Annotated in this window: 18 protein-coding genes; 8 read left to right on the top strand and 10 right to left on the bottom strand. The window is 70.2% G+C overall.

All coding sequences use genetic code 11. The features are described from left to right. Positions 1–7: 7 nt before the first annotated feature. Both ADL03_RS40235 and ADL03_RS50335 read right to left on the bottom strand, forming a co-directional pair. Positions 8–973: a MoxR family ATPase gene (locus ADL03_RS40235; RefSeq protein WP_053738901.1), complete on the bottom strand. Its 966-nt coding sequence runs from the start codon at positions 971–973 to the stop codon at positions 8–10. Continuing rightward, entirely contained in the window at positions 970–3,135 is a 2,166-nt protein-coding gene (locus ADL03_RS50335) for a hypothetical protein (protein WP_053738900.1), read from the bottom strand. Before ADL03_RS50335 ends, ADL03_RS40235 begins: the two co-directional genes overlap by 4 nt. 241 nt (positions 3,136–3,376) lie before the next feature. Here ADL03_RS50335 and ADL03_RS40225 point away from each other — a divergent pair, with 241 nt between their 5' ends. Further along, complete coding sequence (locus ADL03_RS40225) at positions 3,377–4,021, top strand: hypothetical protein (protein ID WP_053738899.1); 645 nt, start codon at positions 3,377–3,379, stop codon at positions 4,019–4,021. 179 nt (positions 4,022–4,200) lie between these two features. Here the strand turns inward: ADL03_RS40225 and ADL03_RS40220 are convergent, their stop codons facing one another. Together ADL03_RS40220 and ADL03_RS40215 are read right to left on the bottom strand one after the other, a co-directional pair. Then, the gene (locus tag ADL03_RS40220) at positions 4,201–4,872 is read right to left on the bottom strand and encodes a fibronectin type III domain-containing protein (protein WP_053738898.1); all 672 of its coding nucleotides are present in this window, start codon (positions 4,870–4,872) and stop codon (positions 4,201–4,203) included. Next, positions 4,869–5,471, bottom strand: coding sequence for a hypothetical protein (locus ADL03_RS40215; RefSeq protein ID WP_053738897.1), 603 nt, complete (start codon positions 5,469–5,471; stop codon positions 4,869–4,871). The genes ADL03_RS40220 and ADL03_RS40215 overlap by 4 nt, the downstream gene beginning before the upstream one ends. Before the next feature lie 79 nt (positions 5,472–5,550). Between ADL03_RS40215 and ADL03_RS40210 the strand changes: the two genes are divergently transcribed. Continuing rightward, positions 5,551–6,438, top strand: coding sequence for a LysR family transcriptional regulator (locus ADL03_RS40210; protein ID WP_053738896.1), 888 nt, complete (start codon positions 5,551–5,553; stop codon positions 6,436–6,438). Here the strand turns inward: ADL03_RS40210 and ADL03_RS40205 are convergent. Beyond that, positions 6,341–7,204, bottom strand: a complete 864-nt coding sequence (locus tag ADL03_RS40205) for a DMT family transporter (protein WP_053738895.1) — start codon at positions 7,202–7,204, stop codon at positions 6,341–6,343. The two genes, ADL03_RS40210 and ADL03_RS40205, sit on opposite strands and share 98 nt — an antisense overlap. Before the next feature lie 93 nt (positions 7,205–7,297). On the opposite strand from ADL03_RS40205, the gene ADL03_RS40200 reads away from it, so the two are divergent. Then, positions 7,298–8,206 carry an RluA family pseudouridine synthase gene (locus ADL03_RS40200; protein ID WP_053738894.1) on the top strand — a complete coding sequence of 303 codons (909 nt, stop codon included), beginning with the start codon at positions 7,298–7,300 and terminating at the stop codon, positions 8,204–8,206. On the opposite strand, the gene ADL03_RS40195 is transcribed toward ADL03_RS40200, so the two are convergent. From ADL03_RS40195 to ADL03_RS40185, 3 genes are all read right to left on the bottom strand, one after another. Beyond that, complete coding sequence (locus ADL03_RS40195) at positions 8,201–9,094, bottom strand: phosphotransferase (protein WP_053738893.1); 894 nt, start codon at positions 9,092–9,094, stop codon at positions 8,201–8,203. The genes ADL03_RS40200 and ADL03_RS40195 overlap by 6 nt on opposite strands. 13 nt (positions 9,095–9,107) lie before the next feature. Next, on the bottom strand, positions 9,108–12,302 hold the full coding sequence (locus ADL03_RS40190; protein ID WP_053738892.1) for a GH92 family glycosyl hydrolase: 3,195 nt from the start codon (positions 12,300–12,302) through the stop codon (positions 9,108–9,110). A gap of 106 nt (positions 12,303–12,408) precedes the next feature. Beyond that, the gene (locus ADL03_RS40185; protein WP_157529698.1) at positions 12,409–12,843 is read right to left on the bottom strand and encodes a hypothetical protein; all 435 of its coding nucleotides are present in this window, start codon (positions 12,841–12,843) and stop codon (positions 12,409–12,411) included. Positions 12,844–12,901: 58 nt separating this feature from the next. On the opposite strand from ADL03_RS40185, the gene ADL03_RS40180 reads away from it, so the two are divergent. From ADL03_RS40180 to ADL03_RS40170, 3 genes are all read left to right on the top strand, one after another. After that, positions 12,902–13,285 (top strand): VOC family protein, encoded by a 384-nt coding sequence (locus ADL03_RS40180; RefSeq protein ID WP_053738890.1) that lies wholly within the window; start codon positions 12,902–12,904, stop codon positions 13,283–13,285. Between the two features lie 116 nt (positions 13,286–13,401). Beyond that, positions 13,402–14,091: a chitinase gene (locus ADL03_RS40175; RefSeq protein WP_053738889.1), complete on the top strand. Its 690-nt coding sequence runs from the start codon at positions 13,402–13,404 to the stop codon at positions 14,089–14,091. A 107-nt stretch (positions 14,092–14,198) separates the two neighbouring features. Next, a complete protein-coding gene (locus tag ADL03_RS40170) occupies positions 14,199–15,275 on the top strand; it encodes a glycoside hydrolase family 19 protein (RefSeq protein WP_197289085.1) in 1,077 nt (358 codons plus the stop codon). A gap of 92 nt (positions 15,276–15,367) precedes the next feature. Here ADL03_RS40170 and ADL03_RS40165 read toward each other — a convergent pair whose 3' ends face one another. Then, a complete protein-coding gene (locus ADL03_RS40165) occupies positions 15,368–15,613 on the bottom strand; it encodes a mycoredoxin (RefSeq protein WP_053738888.1) in 246 nt (81 codons plus the stop codon). Positions 15,614–15,933: 320 nt separating this feature from the next. Here ADL03_RS40165 and ADL03_RS40160 point away from each other — a divergent pair, with 320 nt between their 5' ends. Together ADL03_RS40160 and ADL03_RS40155 are read left to right on the top strand one after the other, a co-directional pair. Then, positions 15,934–16,557: a DUF4360 domain-containing protein gene (locus ADL03_RS40160; protein WP_053738887.1), complete on the top strand. Its 624-nt coding sequence runs from the start codon at positions 15,934–15,936 to the stop codon at positions 16,555–16,557. 56 nt (positions 16,558–16,613) lie between these two features. After that, positions 16,614–17,258: a DUF4360 domain-containing protein gene (locus ADL03_RS40155; RefSeq protein ID WP_053738886.1), complete on the top strand. Its 645-nt coding sequence runs from the start codon at positions 16,614–16,616 to the stop codon at positions 17,256–17,258. Positions 17,259–17,307: 49 nt separating this feature from the next. On the opposite strand, the gene ilvA is transcribed toward ADL03_RS40155, so the two are convergent. Continuing rightward, positions 17,308–18,543 carry a threonine ammonia-lyase IlvA gene (ilvA, locus tag ADL03_RS40150; protein ID WP_053738885.1) on the bottom strand — a complete coding sequence of 412 codons (1,236 nt, stop codon included), beginning with the start codon at positions 18,541–18,543 and terminating at the stop codon, positions 17,308–17,310. Positions 18,544–18,560: the final 17 nt, after the last annotated feature.

Genomic DNA, 18,560 nt, shown 5'->3' with positions numbered 1-18,560 from the left:
GGTGGGGTCATTGGGTTGCGGGTTTGGGGACCGGCACGCGGGAGAGGACGTCGGCCAGCACCTCGGAGGTCGTCACGCCGGACAGCACGCTCTCGCGGGTCAGGACCAGGCGGTGGGCCAGCACGGGGTCCGCGATGTCCTGGACGTCCTGCGGCACGACGAAGTGGCGGCCCTTCGACGCCGCGTACACCTGGGCGCAGCGGACCAGGGTGCGCAGGCCGCGGGTCGAGGTGCCGAGGCGCAGGCGGTCGTCGGAGCGGGTGCCGGTGCCCAGGGCCGAGATGTACTGCAGGATCGGGTCGGCGACGTGGAGCAGTTGCAGGCGGCCGCTGAACGCGCTGACCTCGCGTGGCGAGGTGACGGTGCGGACGTCGGCGATGCGGCCGGCGCCGCTGCCGGGGCGCAGCACGTCCAGCTCGTCCTCGACCGACGGGTAGCCGATCGAGGTGCGCAGCATGAAGCGGTCGAGCTGGGCCTCCGGCAGGCGGTAGGTGCCGTCCAGGTCGATCGGGTTCTGGGTGGCGACCACGAGGAACGGGTCCGGTACGGCGTGGCCCACGCCGTCGATCGTGACGGTCCGCTCCTCCATCACCTCCAGCAGCGCCGACTGGGTCTTGGCGGCGGCGCGGTTGATCTCGTCGGCCAGCACGATGTTCGCGAACACCGGGCCGGGGCGGAAGCGGATCTGGCCGGTCTGCGGGTCGTAGACCGACGTGCCCGTCACGTCGGAGGGCAGCAGGTCCGGCGTGAACTGCACGCGCCGGGACACGCCGCCGAGCGCGCCCGCCACGGCACGGGCCAGGGTCGTCTTGCCGGTGCCCGGCACGTCCTCCAGCAGCACGTGGCCGCCGGCGAACATGGCCACCAGCACCAGGTCGACCACGTCCCGCTTGCCGCGCACGGCGGCCTCGACCGCGTCGCCGAGGCGGGTGTGCAGGTCGCGGAAGGCCGAGACCTCTGCGGGGTCGATCACTGTTCCTCTTCCCTTCGCGGCTTGATGCGCAGCAGGAACGCCGCTGCCAGCAGGCCGAGGCCACCGGCACCCATCGGAGCGGTCTCGACTCCGGCCGGGGCCATGCGCGGGATGCACGTCGGCTTACCCGCGCACTCGTCGTAGGTGAAGATCACGTTCTTCGCCGCCGAGTCGACCTGGCCGGCGCCGCTGGCCGCGTAGGCGCGGACCACGATCGCGTTGCTGCCCTCGTCCACGTCGATCGTCGCGGACGTGGCACCGCAGGCGATGCCGACCGAGAAGCCGTAGGTCTTGTTGACGACCTCGCACCGGCCGTTGTGGCTCGCCCAGTCCGCGGGCGGTGCCATGGTCACCCGCCGCGTCGGGTTCGTGCGGGTACCGCTCACCCCCGAGATGACCGCGGCACCCGCGCTCGGCAACGACGGCGGTGGCGGCGGGGGTGGCGGCGGCGGCGGGGTCGTCGTGGTCGTCACGGGCGGTGGTGGCGGAGGCGGAGGGGGCGCAGTGGTGGTCGTCGTCGTGACGGGCGGCGGGTTGTTCGGGGGCGGCGTGTTCGGCGGTACCACCGTGAACGCCGCCATGCCCGCGGCACCGGCCGTGGTCGCCGTCGACGCGCGCACCGTCACGTCCAGCCGGCCGTTGGTGCAGAACGTCGAACCCGCGCACGGCAGCGACAGGTCGGTCGACGTGCCGGCCACCTGGGCCGACTTCGAGCCGCCGGAGAACGAGCCGGAGCCCGACACCGTGTAGCCCACGATCGGCTCGGTGGAGGCCGGCGCGGTCCAGCTCACCGTCACGACGAGGGCCGAGGACGAGCGCGACTTCTCCCGCACCGCCACACCGGCCGGCGCACCGGGTGCCGCACCACCCGCGGACGGCGTCGTGCTGATGGCCGGCGGCGGCGCCACCTCGGTCGTCCCGTTGCCGTCCGGGTGATTGTTGTTGCCGGGGTTGCGCGGCGGCTTCGTCGGCTCGTTCGGGTTCGGCGGCGGGGGCGGCGGCACGGACGGCGGCGGCGAGCGGTCCGGGTTCTTCACCGGCAGCTCGGGCGCGCGGATCGTCAGCGAGCGCGTCGCGCCGTCGGGGTCGACCAGCACACCGGTCGAGGAGCCGGGCACGTTCACGAACAACCGGCCGTCGTCGAACACCAGCTCCGGGTCGACACCGCCGGACGTGCGCACGTCGTCGCCGCCGCGCTTGCCACCGCGGTCGAGGACGATGACCTTGCCGGACCCCTTGCAGGGCACGTAGACCCGGTCGCGGAACACCGCGGGCCGCCCCGGTCGCGGGCACCCCAGCGCACCGACCTCGACGCGCAGCACGTCACGGCCGACGACCAGCACCACGACCGACGACGACGGCACCGACGCGGGCACCAGGTCCAGCGGCGCGAGCTGTGCGGCGATCACCTCGGCGTCGAGGCGCCCGGTCGAGGCGGAGACGTCCTCGCCCGTGCCGTCGCGCACCACGACACCGCCGTCCAGGCCGAGCAGCGTCACGCCTTGGCCGTGCGGCACGAGCACGGTGCGCGGACCGGCGCCGGTGACCTGCCGGTGCGACCGCTCCTGGAACTTCTCCTCGTCCTCCGACCAGTCCAGGGCGCGCAGGGTGCCACCGTGGTCGACCAGCCAGAGCACGCCGCGCTCGTCCACCACGGCGTCCGCGAGCGGCTGCCCGGCCTGCCACGTCTGCCCGACGTCGTCCAGGGTCAGCGGGTCGGCGGTGTGCACGGTGCCGGCGGCGCGGTCGACGACGAACACCAGCCCGTTCGCCACCAGCACCTTGCTCGCCGCTCCGGGTGGCGCCTGCCGGCGGCCGGAGGCGAGCAGGGTGGCCAGGTCGATGACGGTGATCTCGCCGGTGCGCCGGTTCAGCACGATCAGGCGCCCGTCCTCCTGGGCGATCTCCAGCTGCGAGTCCGGCCCGCTGATCTGCAGGCGGGTCTGCGGCTTGCCCGACACCGGGTTGACCTGCACGACCTCACCGCGCTGGTCGTCACCCAGCCAGGTGAGACCGTCGGAGACGTCCACCGAGGTGCGCGAGATGCCCTGCCCCAGCGCGGCGCCCGCGAGCACCAGCACACCGAGCAGCGCCGCGACGAAGCTCGCCGACTCCCGCCCTCCACCGGAGATGATCCGTCTGATCCGGTGCCACCAAGCCATGTGCGCCCTCCCTCGCCCGCCGGGGATGCTAACCCCCTGCTCTGACACCTTCGGACGGCGCACGGTTCCCGGATCGTCCGGTCAGCCGACCGGCCGACATGGACAACGGTAATGACGGGGTCTGACAATTCCGGATTCCGAATGGCACTGGGCCGAACCGGGCAGCGCGAACGGCCGAACGGGTCAGCGCGGACACGCCGGCTTCCGCGCCGAACAGCGCCGTCCTGAATACAGTGGACGCATGGAGATCCCCGGCATGGGACTGGCCAGGCAGGCGCTCGGCACCGCCGTGAACACGACCGCCGCGGTCGCCGCGGTCCCCGGCCGCGTGCTCGACCTGATCGGCGAGGTCGAGCAGCTGGTCCGCAAGGTCAACGGCACGATCGACGCGGTCGACGCCATCGTGCGCAAGGCCGACGAGCTCGTGGAACGCACCGGCAACGTCGTCGCCGACGCCGAGAAGGCGGTCGGCGAGGTCCGCGCGATCACCGCGAGCGCCGCCGACGTGGCCGAACGCGCCGCAGGAGTCGTCACGTCGGCCGGCCACACCGCGCACACGGCCAACGAGCTGGTCGGGATGTACGAACCGATCGCGAAGCAGGCCCAGCCGCTCGCGAAGCGGTTCGTCGACGAGCTCTCGCCGCACGAGATCGAGGCCGCGATCAGGCTGGTCGACGAGCTGCCGGGCCTGACGGAGCACCTGACCAGCGACATCCTGCCGATCCTGGCGACGCTCGACCGGGTCGGGCCGGAGGTGCACCAGCTGCTGGAGGTCACCAGCGACGTCCGCCAGGCGATCCTCGGCATCCCCGGTTTCGGGTTCATGCGCCGCCGCGGCGAGAAAAAGGAGGAGGAAGAAGGTGTGAGGGACGAGGAAAACGGGTAGCCGCTTCGACATGACCGCTCTCCCGCACGAAGACCAGCTCACCTGGTGGCTGCTCAGCGGCGTCTTCGGCCTGCTGGCCGCGATCAACGCCGGCCTCGCCGTGACCGAGTCCACGACCTGGCCCTACGCGCTCGCGGCCGTGCTGCTCGCCGCGAGCGCGTGGAGTGCCAGACACGCGCTCAGACCTTCCCCGTCCGCTGCCGCGTCACGTTCGACGCCGCCCCGAACCGGAACGCCCGCACCCGACAGGTCGCGGTTTTCTCGTCTGGGAGTGTGATCAGCCCGAACGAGGTGACGTCCGGGTCGAGCTGCGCCGCCACGCGGTAGTCCGCCGCGCCCGCCGGTTTGAGCTCGATCAGGTAGCCGTCCTCGTCGCGGGCGTGGTCCTCCCACGTCAGCAGGATCCCGTTGGCGTGCTTGACCTCGGCCTTCAACGTGCCGGGTGCCGCCTGCGGTGACGACACGGGGTGCGTGCCCCCGCCGCCCTTGCGCGGCTCGGCCCACTCGTGCCCGTCGGTCTCCGGCACCTCCTCACCGGGCGGCAGCGCGATGTCCACGGTCGGTGTGGCGGGTCCGGACAACGGCCGCACGCGGTAGAAGAACTCCGTCTCCGGGATCAGGTCCGGGTGCGTGAACGAGTTCTTCCCCGGCGGCGCGAACTCCAGGACCGTGTACTCGCCGTCGGCCGCGTTCGCGTACTCGACGACCTGTCCGGCCGCCCCCGCCTCCGGACGCCAGTGCAGCGTCACGTCGATCGGCGTGGTCAGCTCGGACGTCAGCACCGGGTCCTGCTGTTCCTGACCGCAGGCAGCCAGGAACAGCAGTCCCACCAGGGTGAAGCGCCCGATCACTTGCGCCAGAACCGGACGTTGCTCCAGACGACCGTGGCCGGTCCCTGGCCGCTGGAGGTCCGGTACGCGCCGATCTTGTCGTAGAAGCTCGTGCCCGAGCTCGCGTAGGTGTGCTTGCGCGAGCCGTTGATGTACGTGCGGTGTTCGGTGGCCGTGTTGTGCACGGTGTTCACCCGCACGGTCGTGCCCACGGTCGCACCGGTGGCGATGGTGTCGCCGCCGTGCACGGCGTAGAGCCGGCCGCCGCGTTCCACGGCCAGCATCCAGAACGGTCCCGCGTCGGGCCCCTCGCGGAACGTCTGCTTGAGACTGACGCGGGTGCCGCCGAGGCTCGTGATCCGGAAGCTGCCCTCGAACTGCCGCGTGCCGCCGGTGTAGGTGGCGTACCGGCGCTCGGCGCGCTGGTCCCCGCTCGCGGTGGAGCAGGTCAGCTGGAAGGTGAGGTTGCTGACCGTGCCACAGCCGCGTTCCTGGACGGTGAACGACGGCGAGTAGCTGGTCCACGGACCGGTTTCCACCTGGGCCCGCGCGGGAGCACCCGCCACGAGCAGACCGGTTGCCAGGGCGATCCCCGCGATGGTGCGGAGTCGTGTGGACATACCGAAACCTCCTCAAGACGTGCTGAGGACAGCACGTGTTGTCAGGGGCGGTAGCGGCACTGTAGCGGATACTGATCCGATGTTCGACCTCCACCGCCTGCGGCTGCTGCGGGAACTGTCCAGAAGAGGGACGCTCGCGGCGGTCGCGCAGGCGTTGAACTACAGCCCGTCGTCGGTCTCGCAGCAGTTGTCGCTGCTGGAGAACGAGGTCGGCGTGCCGTTGCTGGAGCCGGTCGGGCGGCGGGTGCGCCTCACCCCGCAGGCCGAGATCCTGGTGCGGCACACCGAGGAGGTCCTCGCGCGGCTGGAGCAGGCCGAGTCGGAGGTCGCCGCGTCGCTGCACGAGGTGAGCGGCACGCTGCGGGTCGCGACGTTCCAGACGGCGGCGCTCGCGTTGATCCCGGCGACGCTGGCGCGCATGCGGGACGAGCACCCGGCGCTGCGGGTCGAGTTCCAGGTGCTCGACCCGGCGGAAGCGCTTTCCGCGTTGAACGCCAGGGACTTCGACCTGGTGTTCGTGGAGGAGTGGCCGGACCAGCCGGAGGCCCGGTTCTCCGGCCTGGAGTACCGGGAGGTGTGCCGGGACCCGATCCGGCTCGCCGTCCCGCGTGGACTTCCGGCCGCCGAGGCCGCCGCGTTCCCGTGGATCATGGAGCCGGCCGGGATGCCGCAGCGGGTGTTCGGCGTGAACTGGTGCCGGCACAACGGCTACGAGCCGGACGTGCGGTTCTCCTCGACCGACGTGCTGGTGAAGCTGCGGTTCGTGGAACGGGGCCTCGCGGTCGCCCTGCTGCCGGACCTGGTCTGGTACGACCGCGACGTCACCGTGGACCTGCACGAGCTGCCGGTGCCGCAGTCGCGGCTGCTGTTCACAGCGGCACGGGCAGGACGAGGTCGGCATCCCGCGGTGCACGCTTTCCGCGAGGCGCTGGCGCTCGCTGTAGCGCCGCTCCGACCCCCGCTGTGATGACCACGGCGATGGCGCACAGCGAGACCACGCCCAGGTGCTGGCCCAGCAGCACGGCACCGGCGAGCGCGGCCGCGGCGGGTTCGAGCGCGAGCACCACGCCGAAGGTGTTGGCGGGCAACGTCTTCAGCGCCCTGATCTCCAGCGTGTAGGGGATCGCGGAGGCCAGCAACGCCACGAGCGTGCCCAGCAGCAGCACCTTCGGCTCGAACAACGTCACACCGGCCGTCGACAGCCCGTAGGGCAGGGTGAGCGCCGCCGCGACGAGGCTGGCGCCCGCGAGTCCGCCCGTGCCGAGGCCCGCGGTCGCGAGCTCGCGGCCGGCGAGGACGTAGCAGGCCCAGAACGCCGCCGCGACCAACGCCAGCACCACGCCGATCAGGTCGAGGTGGGCACCGGTGTGCTCGCGGACGCCGAGCACGACCACGCCGGCCAGCGCGAGCCCGACCCACACGAGGTCCCTCGCCCTGCGGCTGAGCACCGCCGCGAGCCCCAGCGGCCCCAGGAACTCGATCGTGACCGCCACGCCGAGCGGGATGCGGTCGAGCGCGAGGTAGAACGTGCCGTTCATGCCGGCCATGGTCATGCCGAGCACGAGCGTCTCCTGGCGGAACTTCGGCCTGGCCACGACCGCGAGCATCAGCGCCGCGATGCCCAGCCGCAGCGCCGTCGCTCCCGGTGCGCCGATCTGCCCGAAGAGCTGGCTGGCGAACGCCGCGCCGAACTGCAGGGAGATGACCGAACCGAGGACCAGGAAGACCGCCATGCGCACAGCCTCGCCGACCAGGTCCCTTCGGTACAGCTGGTGTTTCCGAGCGATGTCGTTCGGTTTTTCCGAACGTTTAGACTGGCGGGTGCGATGAGACGCAAACCCTCCTCCCCCCTCCCCCAGCGCAACGGCCTGGACGCGGCACGGCTGAAGCTGCCCTCCGACGGCGCGTGGCCGTCGTTGCGCGCACACCTGGTCGAACGCCTGCCACGGGTGGCTCCCGAGCGGATCGAGGAGATGCTGCGAGAAGACCGGATCTGGGGCGTCACCGGGCCGTTGGGCGTCGACGCGCCGTTCGTGCCGGACAGCTACATCTGGTTCCACCGCGACCTGCCGGTCGAGGTGCCGGTGCCGTTCGAGGTCGGCGTGGTCCACCGCGACGACGACATCGTGGTCGCCGACAAGCCGCACTTCCTCGCCACGATCCCGCGCGGCCAGCACATCATGCAGACCGCCCTGGTCAAGCTCCGCGACTCGCTGGGCCTGCCCGACCTCTCCCCCGCGCACCGCCTCGACCGCGTCACGGCGGGGCTGGTGCTGTTCGTGGTGCGCCGGGAGCTGCGCGGCAAGTACCAGACGATGTTCCGCGACCGGGTCGTGCGCAAGGAGTACGAGGCGATCGCGCCGGTGGACCCGGAGCTGGAGCTGCCGCGCGTGGTGCGGTCGCGGATCGTCAAGGAACGCGGCATCATCACCGCGTTCGAGGTGGACGGCGAGCCGAACGCCGAGACGCACGTGTCCCTCGTGGAGCAGCGGGACGGCCTGGGCCGCTACCGGTTGCGGCCGCTGACCGGGCGCACGCACCAGCTGCGGCTGCACATGTCCGGGCTCGGCGTGCCGATCGTCAACGACGACTTCTACCCGGTGCTGCGGGAACGGCCGCTCGACGACTTCTCCTCGCCGCTGCAGCTGCTGGCCCGCACCCTGTCCTTTGTGGATCCGGTCTCGGGCGTCGAACGCTCGTTCACCTCGCGGCTGGAGCTGGCCGCCTGGTCATGAGACGTGCGTGCGCACGGCCGGAATGCTGTGCTCCGGCCAGATCTCGCACATCCGGTCGTGCAGCCGCCGTGCGAGCGCGCTCGTCTTCGGGTGCGTCTCGGTGAACGCCGCCACCACCCGCGTGCGGAACATCAACCGGTCACGCGCGGTGGTGGTCGTCCACGCCCAGTCCTCCTCCACCACCCTGGCGAGGTGGTCGGTGCCGTCACGGTGCAGCCGCCGCACGAGAGCGTCTCCCTGCACCAGCCAGCGCACGCACGCGTCCTCCAACGGCGCGGTGAACCCGCGTTCGGCGAAGTAGGCCTGTTCGGCGGCCTCCCGCAACGGTGCCGGCGTCTCGCTGATGAGCGCGCACGTCGGAAAGCCGATGCGGAGGTAGACGAGCTCGCTGAGGCCGTCGCCGAGCGCCGCCCCTTCGAGGTCCACGAACCGCGCGCCCCGGTCGGTGTACAGGTCGTTGCCGGGGCAGGGATCGCCGTGCAGCAGGTCGACCCTGCCGGTGTCGGTGAACACCAGCTCGTCCTCGGCGCCACCGGTCTCGACGCCGAGGGCGTGGACCAGCCGCAGGAACGGCTCCGGGTCCGGCACCCGCTGCCGTGGCAGCAGACCGGCGTGCTGCGGACCGGTGGCCATGTGCAGGCGGGCCAACGCACGCGCGTAGTCGACCACCCAGTCCTCGCGCGGTGGGTCCGACGGCAGGCGTTCGAGCACCACGGTCTGCGCGGACTCGTCGACGTCGAGGACGCGCGGCACCACGCCGGTGTGCGCGGCCAGCCGCAGTGCGGTGACCTCGCGGGTGAAGGCGGCCGGATCGCCGATGACGCGTTTGACGATCCGGTCGCCGTCAGCCCACACGCTGGACCGCGGGTTGTCGTTCAGCAGCTCCACGGCCCCATCCTCCTCAGGCGAGGGTGAGCGCGTACAGCTCCACCCGCGGGTCGTCCGGCAGGGTCACCGACCGCACCGTCTTCGCCGGGTCCAGCCGCAGCGACTGGCCGAACAGCCGGACCGGTGGTCCGTCAACGCCCTGACCGGCCTTGATCCGGTGCGGCATCTCCAGCACGGCCAGTCCGCCACCGGCCCAGTCCGGCACCGTGGCGGCGACCTCGGCGGAGGTGCCGTCGGTGTACCAGACGGTGAACGCCGCCGACACCGGCCCGTTGTGCGAGGAGCCGACGACGTGCAGCCACGAGAACTGACCGGGCGGCAGCAGCAGGCCCTGGCCGCGGGCCTCGACGAAGTTCGCGGCCGTGCCCGTCGGGTCGGGGGCCTGGTAGGTGATGCCGCCCCACGTCACGGGCCCGGCGGGCGGCAGCAGCGCCTCGTCGTAGCTCCAGCCGCCGCCGTCGAAGTTGCCGGATCCCGGCGCCGCGACGGACGCGGTGCCGTCGTGGTTGCGTTCCGGCGCGATGTCGACCGAGCACGAGGAGAACGCGCACAACGCGGCCGGCTTCACCTCGATGACGGCCTTGAGCAGCACCGACTCGACCTTCACCGCGATCTCGTAGGACCCCACCGGCGTGCCCGCGGGGACCGTGACGGTCAGCGGCACGGTCTTCTGCGTGGGCAGGCCCCGCGAGACGATGGCGAACGGCCGTGCGCCGCTCACCCGCCACCCGGCCGGCACGGTCACCTCCGGCCGCACCGGCGTCGCCGACGGCGTCTGGGCCAGCACGTCGAGCTGCAGCGTCACCGACTGCGCCGACTCCGCGGCCGGCAGGACGATCTCGGTGTTGCGCAGCGACGCGTTCAACGACCGCCGCGAGTCCACCTTGCCGTCGTTGAGCGACGGCGGCTCGTCACCGCGTCCGGTGCCCCACGACGACGGCTTCGCCGACACCTCGTACGCCAGCTTCCCGCCGCGCTCCAGCGCGGACCAGTCCAGCCACGTCTTGCGCACGTCGCGGCCGTTGAACGAGGCGGACTTCACGTACCGCACCGAGTCGGAGACACCCGGCGCGGTCACGGTCAGCGTGCCGCCCTGCGTGCCGTGCTGTCCGATTCGGACGGTCGCCGACGGGAACTGCGGCGAGGACAGGGCGAGGAAGCCCGAGCCGCTGAACGTCGGGTACAGGCCCAGCGACGAGAACACGTACCACGCCGACATCGTGCCCAGGTCGTCGTTGCCGGTCATGCCGTCCGGGCCGGTCGTGAACAACGTCATCGCGGCCCGCACCACCGTCGCGGCCTTCGACGGCGTGCCCGTCCACAGGTACATGTACGGCGCCAGCAGGTCGGGCTCGTTGTTCGGGTTGTAGGTCGGTTTGCCGTAGTAGTCGTACGGCTCGGTGATCCAGTCGTGCCGTGCGGTGCCGGCCGGGTCGACCAGCAGCTTGTCGTAGGCGAAGAACGAGTCGAGCCGCTTCTCGGTCTCCCGGCGGCCGCCCATCAGCGACACCAGCCCGGCCGGGTCCTGCGGCACCAGCCACTGGTACTGGTATGCGCCGCCCTCGTGGAACTGGTGCGAGGCGTCGACCGGGTTGTACGGCGTCAGCCACGTGCCCGCGACGGTCCGCGGCCGGAAGTGACCGGTCGAGGTGTCCCACAGGTTGCGGTACCACTGGCCGCGGTCGGCGAACAGCCGCGCGTCGGCGCGGTGGCCCAGGCCCTTCGCCATCAACGCCAGCGACGCGTCGGCCGCCGAGTACTCCAGCGTGGCCGAGGCCGGGTGCACGCAGTCGTTGTCGCCGCCCTTGTGCGCGCAGTCCTTGCCCAGCTCCAGGCCGGACGGGATGTAACCGCGGTCGTTGTAGTGCTCGACGCCCGACCGCCCGTTGTACGGGGAGTCCGCCGGGGGCAGGGTCAGCGCGTTCTTGCGCAGCAGCTGGTAGGTCTCCTCCTCGAAGCCCTTCAGCAGCCCCTTGTCCCACGCCTCCACCAGGAACGGCGTCACCGGGTCGCCGGTCATGATGTTGGTCTCCGACGACGCCAGCGCCCAGCGCGGCAGCCAGCCGCCGTCACGGCCACTGGCCACAACGGACAGTGCGACGTCACGGGCCACCTTGGGTTCCAGCATCTGCAGCAGCTGGTTCTGCGGCCGGTAGGTGTCCCACAGCGAGAAGTTCTGGTACGGCGTGTACCCGGAGGCCGTTCTGACCTTGCCGTCGAACCCGGTGTACCTGCCGTCGACGTCGCCGGCGAGGTTCGGGTGCAGCACCGCGTGGTACAGCGCCGTGTAGAACGCGACCTGCCGCTCCCGTGTGCCGCCGGAGATCCGCACGGCGTCGAGCTGCTTCTTCCACACCGCCTTCGCGGCGGCCACCGTGGCGTCGAAGTCGAACGCGGGCGCCTCGGCGGCGAGGTTCTTCCGCGCGCCCTCCAGCCCGGTGTACGACAGGCCGACCTTCAGGACCACGTCCCGGTCGGCCGTGGCGTCGAACGTGACCCACGCGCCGTTGCCACCCGTGCCCGCCGCGTCCCGCACGTTCGGCGTGGGAACGCTCCCCCGCCACGCGCCGTAGGACGCGAACGGCCGGTCGAACGTCGCCGTGAAGTACACGGTGTGCTCGTCCTTGCCCGCGCAGAACCGCCCGTTGCGCACCCGGCCCTCGATGGTCCGGTCGCCGACGACGTGGATCTCCGAGTCGAGCACGGTCTGGTTCGACCTGCCGGTGTTGAACAGGACGTTCGCGGCACCGGAGGCGGGGAAGGTGTAGCGCTGCCAGCCGGTCCGCTGCGTGGCCGTGACCTCGGCGTTCACCCCGTAGCGCGACAGCCCGACCCGGTAGAGACCCGGCTGCGCGACTTCATCCGAATGGCTGAACTCCGACTTGTAGGCGTTGATGTCAACGTTGTCAACGGACCCGACCGTTGGCATGACCGGCAACTCGCCCATGACGCCGCAGCCGACGCCCGACAGGTGCGTCTGGGAGAAGCCGTAGATCGACGTGGCCTTGTAGTCGTAGCCGCCCTGTCCTCCCGTGTCCGGGCTGACCTGCACCATTCCGAAGGGCACCGACGCTCCGGGGAACGTGTTGCCGAAGTTCTGCGTCCCCACGAATGGGTTCACCAATGACGACGGGTCCTCGTCGACCTGCGCCGCTTGCGCAGGAACTGTCAGACCCAGTAACAGCCCGGCTACAACCAGTGTCCGCATGGAAGGCAGTATTGCCTGATCGACGCCGCCCCGACACCCCTCGGACACATCGGGGTGGCGCGGCGAGCAGCCGTGCCGCTCGCCGCGCGTCGCGGCCCGTCGGTGGTCAGCAGCGCTTGCTGGAGTAGCCGGTGTACGTGTCGTACTGGTAGACGTAGATCATCCCGTAGGCGGCCGTGCAGGTGTTCAGGGTGTTCGCGGGCTTGCCCCACAGCTCCTTGAGGCCGTTCGGGGTGCTGTTGCCGCCCTTGTAGTCGTTCGGCGTCGTGTCGCCGGAGCTGCTGTAGGTCGCGATCGCGGTCTGGATGTTCCAGTTCTTGCCCGAGTTGCGGAAGCTCTCCCACACGTAGACGTAGGAGTAGTTGGAGCCGCACCCGGCGAACTGCTTCACCGAGGCGATGGTGTTTCCCTGGAACTTGATGTACCCGGTCGCCCCGATCTGCCCGGCGCCGGCGCACCCCGGCGGCGCCTCGGCGTTGGCCACACCGGGGAACACGAAGCCCAGCAGCACCATGGCGACGGCGATGATCCCTCTCTTCATGCGGGCGATCATCGCCATCGGCGCTGACAACTCCCTGACACCGGAGTAAGCAGGTGTCATGCCGGTACAGCTCAACCACACCATCGTCCACGTCACCGACCAGGAACGCTCCGCGCGCTTCCTCACCGACCTGCTCGGCCTGCCCGACGCGGTCCGCTTCGGGCCGTTCCTCGTCGTGGAGGTCGCCAACGGGGTCTCGCTCGACTACCTGACCGTTCCCGGGCCGATCACCGGGCAGCACTACGCGTTCCTCGTCTCCGAGGAGGAGTTCGACGAGATCTTCACGCGGATCCAGGAGCGCGGCCTCGACCACTGGGCCGACCCGCACCACTCGCAGCCCGGCCGGATCAACCGCAACGACGGCGGGCGCGGGGTCTACTGGGACGACCCGGACGGCCACGCGCTGGAGATCATCACCCGTCCCTACGGCTCCGGCGCATAGGCCAACCGGTTCACCTCGACGAGAGGTATAGACCACCTCTTGTGCTCGGAGTGGTTGCCTGCCACCGTGAGAGCGGTAACACAGTGGGCGCGCAGATGCTCCGAGGAGTTGGTCGCATGTTCTCATCCCGCGCCGCCGCCCTGATCGTCGCGCTGCTCGGCGTCTTCACGCTCGTGCAGCCGGCGACGGCGGCGCCGTTCATCGTCAGCGAGGCGCAGTTCAACCGAATGTTCCCGTCCCGCAACGGTTTCTACACCTACAGCGGCCTGAGGAACGCGATGGGCGCGTTCGGCTCGTTCGCGAACCAGGGCAGTGACACCGTGAAGAAGCAGGAGCTCGCGGCGTTCCTCGCGAACGTGTCGCACGAAACCGGCGGCCTGGTGTACGTCCGCGAGATCAACCAGAGCGGTGACTACTGCGACGAGACCAAACCCTACGGCTGCCCGGCGGGCACCAGGGCGTACTACGGCCGCGGCCCGATCCAGCTGTCGTGGAACTTCAACTACAAGGCCGCCGGCGACTACCTGGGCATCAACCTGCTGAGCAACCCGGACCAGGTCGCCACGAACGCCACCACGTCGTGGAAGACCGCGATCTGGTACTGGATGACGCAGAGCGGCCCCGGCACGATGACGCCGCACAACGCCATGGTCAACTCGCGCGGCTTCGGCCAGACGATCCGCAGCATCAACGGCTCACTGGAGTGCGACGGCCGCAACCCCGCACAGGTCCAGAGCCGCGTCTCGAAGTACCAGCAGTTCACCGGGATCATCGGCGTCGCACAGGGCTCGAACCTGTACTGCTGACACCGGACAGAATAGGTCTAGACCCTTGACTGGTCTGGACCATTAATGCCAGTCTCGGCATCGTTCACATCCTCGACCCCTCGGACGCGCACAGACTCCAGGAGTGGGTGACCTTGCTGAAAAAACGCATCTTGGCGTCTCTCGCCGCGGGTGTGGTGGCGGCTGCTCTGGCCGTCATCACCCCCGCCGCATCCGCACAGGCAGAAGTGTCCGCGCAGGCCTGCACCTTCACGGACTGGGTTCAGGGCCAGTGGTACACCACCGGCTCGATCGTGAGATTCGAAGGCAACTACTACGTCGCGGAGCACGACAACCCGGGCTACAGCCCCACGGTGTCGACCTGGTACTGGGAACCGACCAGCTGTGACGGCGGTGGCGGAGGTGGCGGCGGCGGTACCTGCGCCGGTGCCACCGACTGGGTCGCCGGACGGCAGTACTACACCGGCAACATCGTGCGGTACAACGGTTCCTACTACATCGCCGAGCACGACAACCCCGGCTACGACCCGACGGTCTCCACCTGGTTCTGGGAACCGCACAACTGCGGCGGAGGCGGCGGGGGCGGTGGTGGCGGCTTCGTCGTCACCGAGGCCCAGTTCAACCAGATGTTCCCCGGCCGCAACAGCTTCTACTCCTACCAGGGCTTCGTCGAAGCCGCGCGCACGATCCCGGCGTTCGCCACGACGGGCAGCGACACGGTGAAGAAGCAGGAAGCCGCGGCGTTCCTCGCGAACGCGTCGCACGAGACCGGTGGCCTCGTGTACATCGAAGAGATCAACAAGAACAACGACCTCTGCGATGAGAGCCAGTCGTACGGCTGCCCCGCGGGCACCTACGCCTACTACGGCCGCGGCCCGATCCAGCTGTCGTGGAACTTCAACTACAAGGCCGCGGGCGACTACCTGGGCCTCGACCTGCTGCGCAACCCGTGGCAGGTGGCGCAGAACTCCACGACCGCGTGGCGGACGGCGATCTGGTACTGGATGACGCAGCGCGGGCCGGGCAGCATGACCCCGCACGACGCGATGGTCAACAGCGCCGGCTTCGGCCAGACGATCCGCAGCATCAACGGGTCACTGGAGTGCGACGGCCGCAACCCCGCACAGGTCCAGAGCCGCGTCTCGAAGTACCAGCAGATCACCGGGATCATCGGCGTGACCCCCGGCGGCAACCTCTACTGCTAGCGACTGTTCACGTCCTACGACGAAGCGGCGCGCACGACCGATGAGGTCGTGCGCGCCGCTTCGTCGCATCACCCTGGCGCGGCCGCCGGGAGCTAGCCCGCGAGCTGCTCCTTCACCTGCGCCAGCGACGGGTTCGTGAGCGCCTTGCCGTTCGGGAAGTGGACGGTCGGCACCGTGCGGTTGCCGCCGTTCACGCTCATCACGAACTCGGCGGCGCCGGGCGTCTCCTCGATGTTGATCTCCGCGTACTCGATGCCCTCGCGGTCGAGCGAGCTCTTCAGGATGCGGCAGTAACCGCACCACGAGGTGGAGTAGACGGTCAGCTGGTCGGGAGCCATCAGGCACTCCTCGTCGAGTCGGTGGGCGTCACCAGTGTGAACGCCGCGCGCCGGGTGCGTGATGCCGGGGTGAGGCGCAGCTCACTGCACCACCCGGCCGCACGGGGGCCCCGTCGCTCGAACAGAGCAGCGGTGGGGATCGTCAGACAATCGTCAGGTCAATTCAGCTCCCGGTCGGAGAGCATGGTCCGCGCACCTCTCGAAATTCCGGCAGTGCAATTAGCCGTACTTTTCGAGCCGGATCGCCGAACAATTCAGCCAACCGGGTCCCCGATGTCCTCCGCTGCCGGTACCGCACTCCCAGGAAAGAAAGGCTGGCCATGCTGAAAACGCTGGCGGCTGCCGCTGTCGCGGTGTCCGCGGTTCTCACCGCGCCCACGGCACACGCGGTTCCCGATGTCCCCGACTTCGTCACGATCGACGTGGTCACCGTGAACGGTTCCGGCTGTCCCGCCGGCACCGCCGCCGTCGCGTCGGCCGACGACCGCACGGCGTTCACGGTGACCTACAGCCAGTACCTCGCCCAGGCCGGCCAGGGCTCCGCGCCGACCGACTTCCGGAAGAACTGCCAGCTCAACCTGCGTGTGACGTACCCGCAGGGCTTCACGTTCGGCATCGCCCAGGCGGACTACCGCGGGTTCGCGAGCCTGCAGGCCGGTGCCACCGGGACGGAGAAGGGGAGCTACTACTTCCAGGGCATGTCGCAGACCGCGAGCCGCACCCACACGTTCTCCGGCCCGAAGAGCGACAACTGGCAGGCCACCGACCGGGCCCAGGTCGCGGAAATCGTCTACGCGCCCTGCGGTGAGGTCCGGCACCTGAACATCAACACCGAGCTGCGCGTGAACGCGGGATCGTCGTCGAAGGCCAACAGCTTCATGACGATGGATTCGACCGACAGCAGCGTCAGCACGAAGTACCAGTTCTCCTGGAAGCGCTGCTGACCTCTGTTCCCAATGCCGCCGCCGGTCTTTGTCGAACCCAGTCGGAAAGGTGCCTCATGCTCAACACAGTGGCCGCGGCCGTGCTCGCGATGTCGACGATCATCATCCCGCCCGGAGGCGCACCCGGCACCACGCCCCCGCCGGACCACATCACCATCGACGTCGTGACCATCAACGGCTCTGGCTGCCGGGCCGGCACGGCCGCCGTCGCCGTGTCCCCCGACAACAAGGCCTTCACCGTCACCTACAGCGAGTTCATGGCGCAGGTCGGGCCACAGGCCCTGCCGACCGACTTCCGCAAGAACTGCCAGCTCAACCTGCGCGTCAACGTGCCGTCCGGCTTCACCTACGGCATCGCGTCCACCGACTACCGGGGCTTCGCCCACCTGGAGCGCGGCGCCACCGCCCTGGAGCGGGCCAACTACTACTTCCAGGGCATGTCGCAGACGGAGTTCAAACAGCACAACTACAAGGGCCCGCTCAGCGACGACTGGCAGGCCACCGACACGACCGACGTGGCGGCGATCGTCTACCACCCCTGCGGCGAGAAGCGGAACTTCAACATCAACACGGAGCTGCGGGTCGGCGCGGGCACGTCCGACCCGAAGAAGACGACCAGCTTCATCTCGATGGACTCCACCGACGGGTCGATCGAGACGACCTACCACTTCGCGTGGAAACTCTGCCCCACGAAGCCGTAACACCCGGTCAGGGGGCTCCGGGTCGCGACAGCGCGGCCCGGGGTTCCCGTCAGATCAGGAAGCGGTACGCCGTCGAGCCCGGCTCCACGTGCTGAATCCGCAGCGGGGACTCCTTCATCCGCCCCCACAGCAGGTCGTAGTCCTCGCGGCGGCCCAGCTCGATGCACACCAGCGCGGCACCGGTCTCCCGGTTGTCCCGCTTCACGTACTCGAACTGCACGATGTCGTCGTCCTTGCCGAGCACGTCGTCGAGGAACCGCCGCAGCGCGCCCGGCTCCTGCGGGAACTCGACCAGGAACCAGTGCTTGAGGCCCCGGTGGATCATCGACCGCTCGACGATCTCGGCGTAGCGCGACACGTCGTTGTTGCCGCCCGACAGCAGGCACACGACCGTCGAGTCCGGCGCCACCGAGATCTCCTCCAGCAGCGCGGCCGAGGCCAGCGCACCGGCGGGCTCGGCGATGATGCCGTCGACCTGGTACAGCTCCAGCATCTCCGTGCACACCGCGCCCTCGGCCACGGTCAGCAGCTCGGCACCGGAGTCGCGCACCATCGGGAACGTCACCTCGCCCGCGCGCCGCACCGCCGCGCCGTCGACGAACGTGTCGACCTCGGGCAGCGTGACCGGGTGGCCCGCCTGCATCGCGGCGATCATGCTCGCCGCGCCCGCCGGCTCCACGCCGATGACGCGGGTGCGCGGGAAGCGCTCCCGGAACCAGGTGCCGACGCCGGAGAGCAGGCCACCGCCGCCGACCGGAACGACGACCACGTCCGGCGCGCCGCCCAGCTGCTGCACGATCTCCAGGCCCACCGTGCCCTGGCCGGCGACCGTGCGCGGGTCGTCGAACGCCGGCACGAGCGTGGCACCGGTGTGCTGCGCGTACTCCTTGGCCAGCGCCGCCGCGTCGTCGTAGGTGTCGCCGTCGACGACGAGCTGCACCATGCCCTGGCCCAGCGCCGAGATGCGGTCGCGCTTCTGGCGGGGCGTGGTGCGCGGCACGTGGACGCGGCCCTCGATGCCCAGGCGGCGGCAGGCGTAGGCCATGCCCTGGCCGTGGTTGCCCGCGGAGGCGCAGACGGCGCCACCGAAGGCGAACTCGGTCTGGCAGAGCAGGTTGAACGCGCCGCGCAGCTTGTACGAGCGGCCGACCTGCAGATCCTCGCGTTTGAACCAGACGCGCGCGCCGGTGCGTTCGGACAGCCGCTGGTTCACCTCCAGCGGAGTCGTGCGAGCGACTCCACCGAGGCGGGCTGCGGCCGCGGAAACCTCATCAGCGAAGGACATGACATTACATCTTCCGT

The organism is Nocardia sp. NRRL S-836 (assembly GCF_001279525.1).
Classification (GTDB): Bacteria; Actinomycetota; Actinomycetes; order Mycobacteriales; family Pseudonocardiaceae; genus Lentzea.
This window is presented reverse-complemented; position numbering and strand designations above follow the sequence as displayed.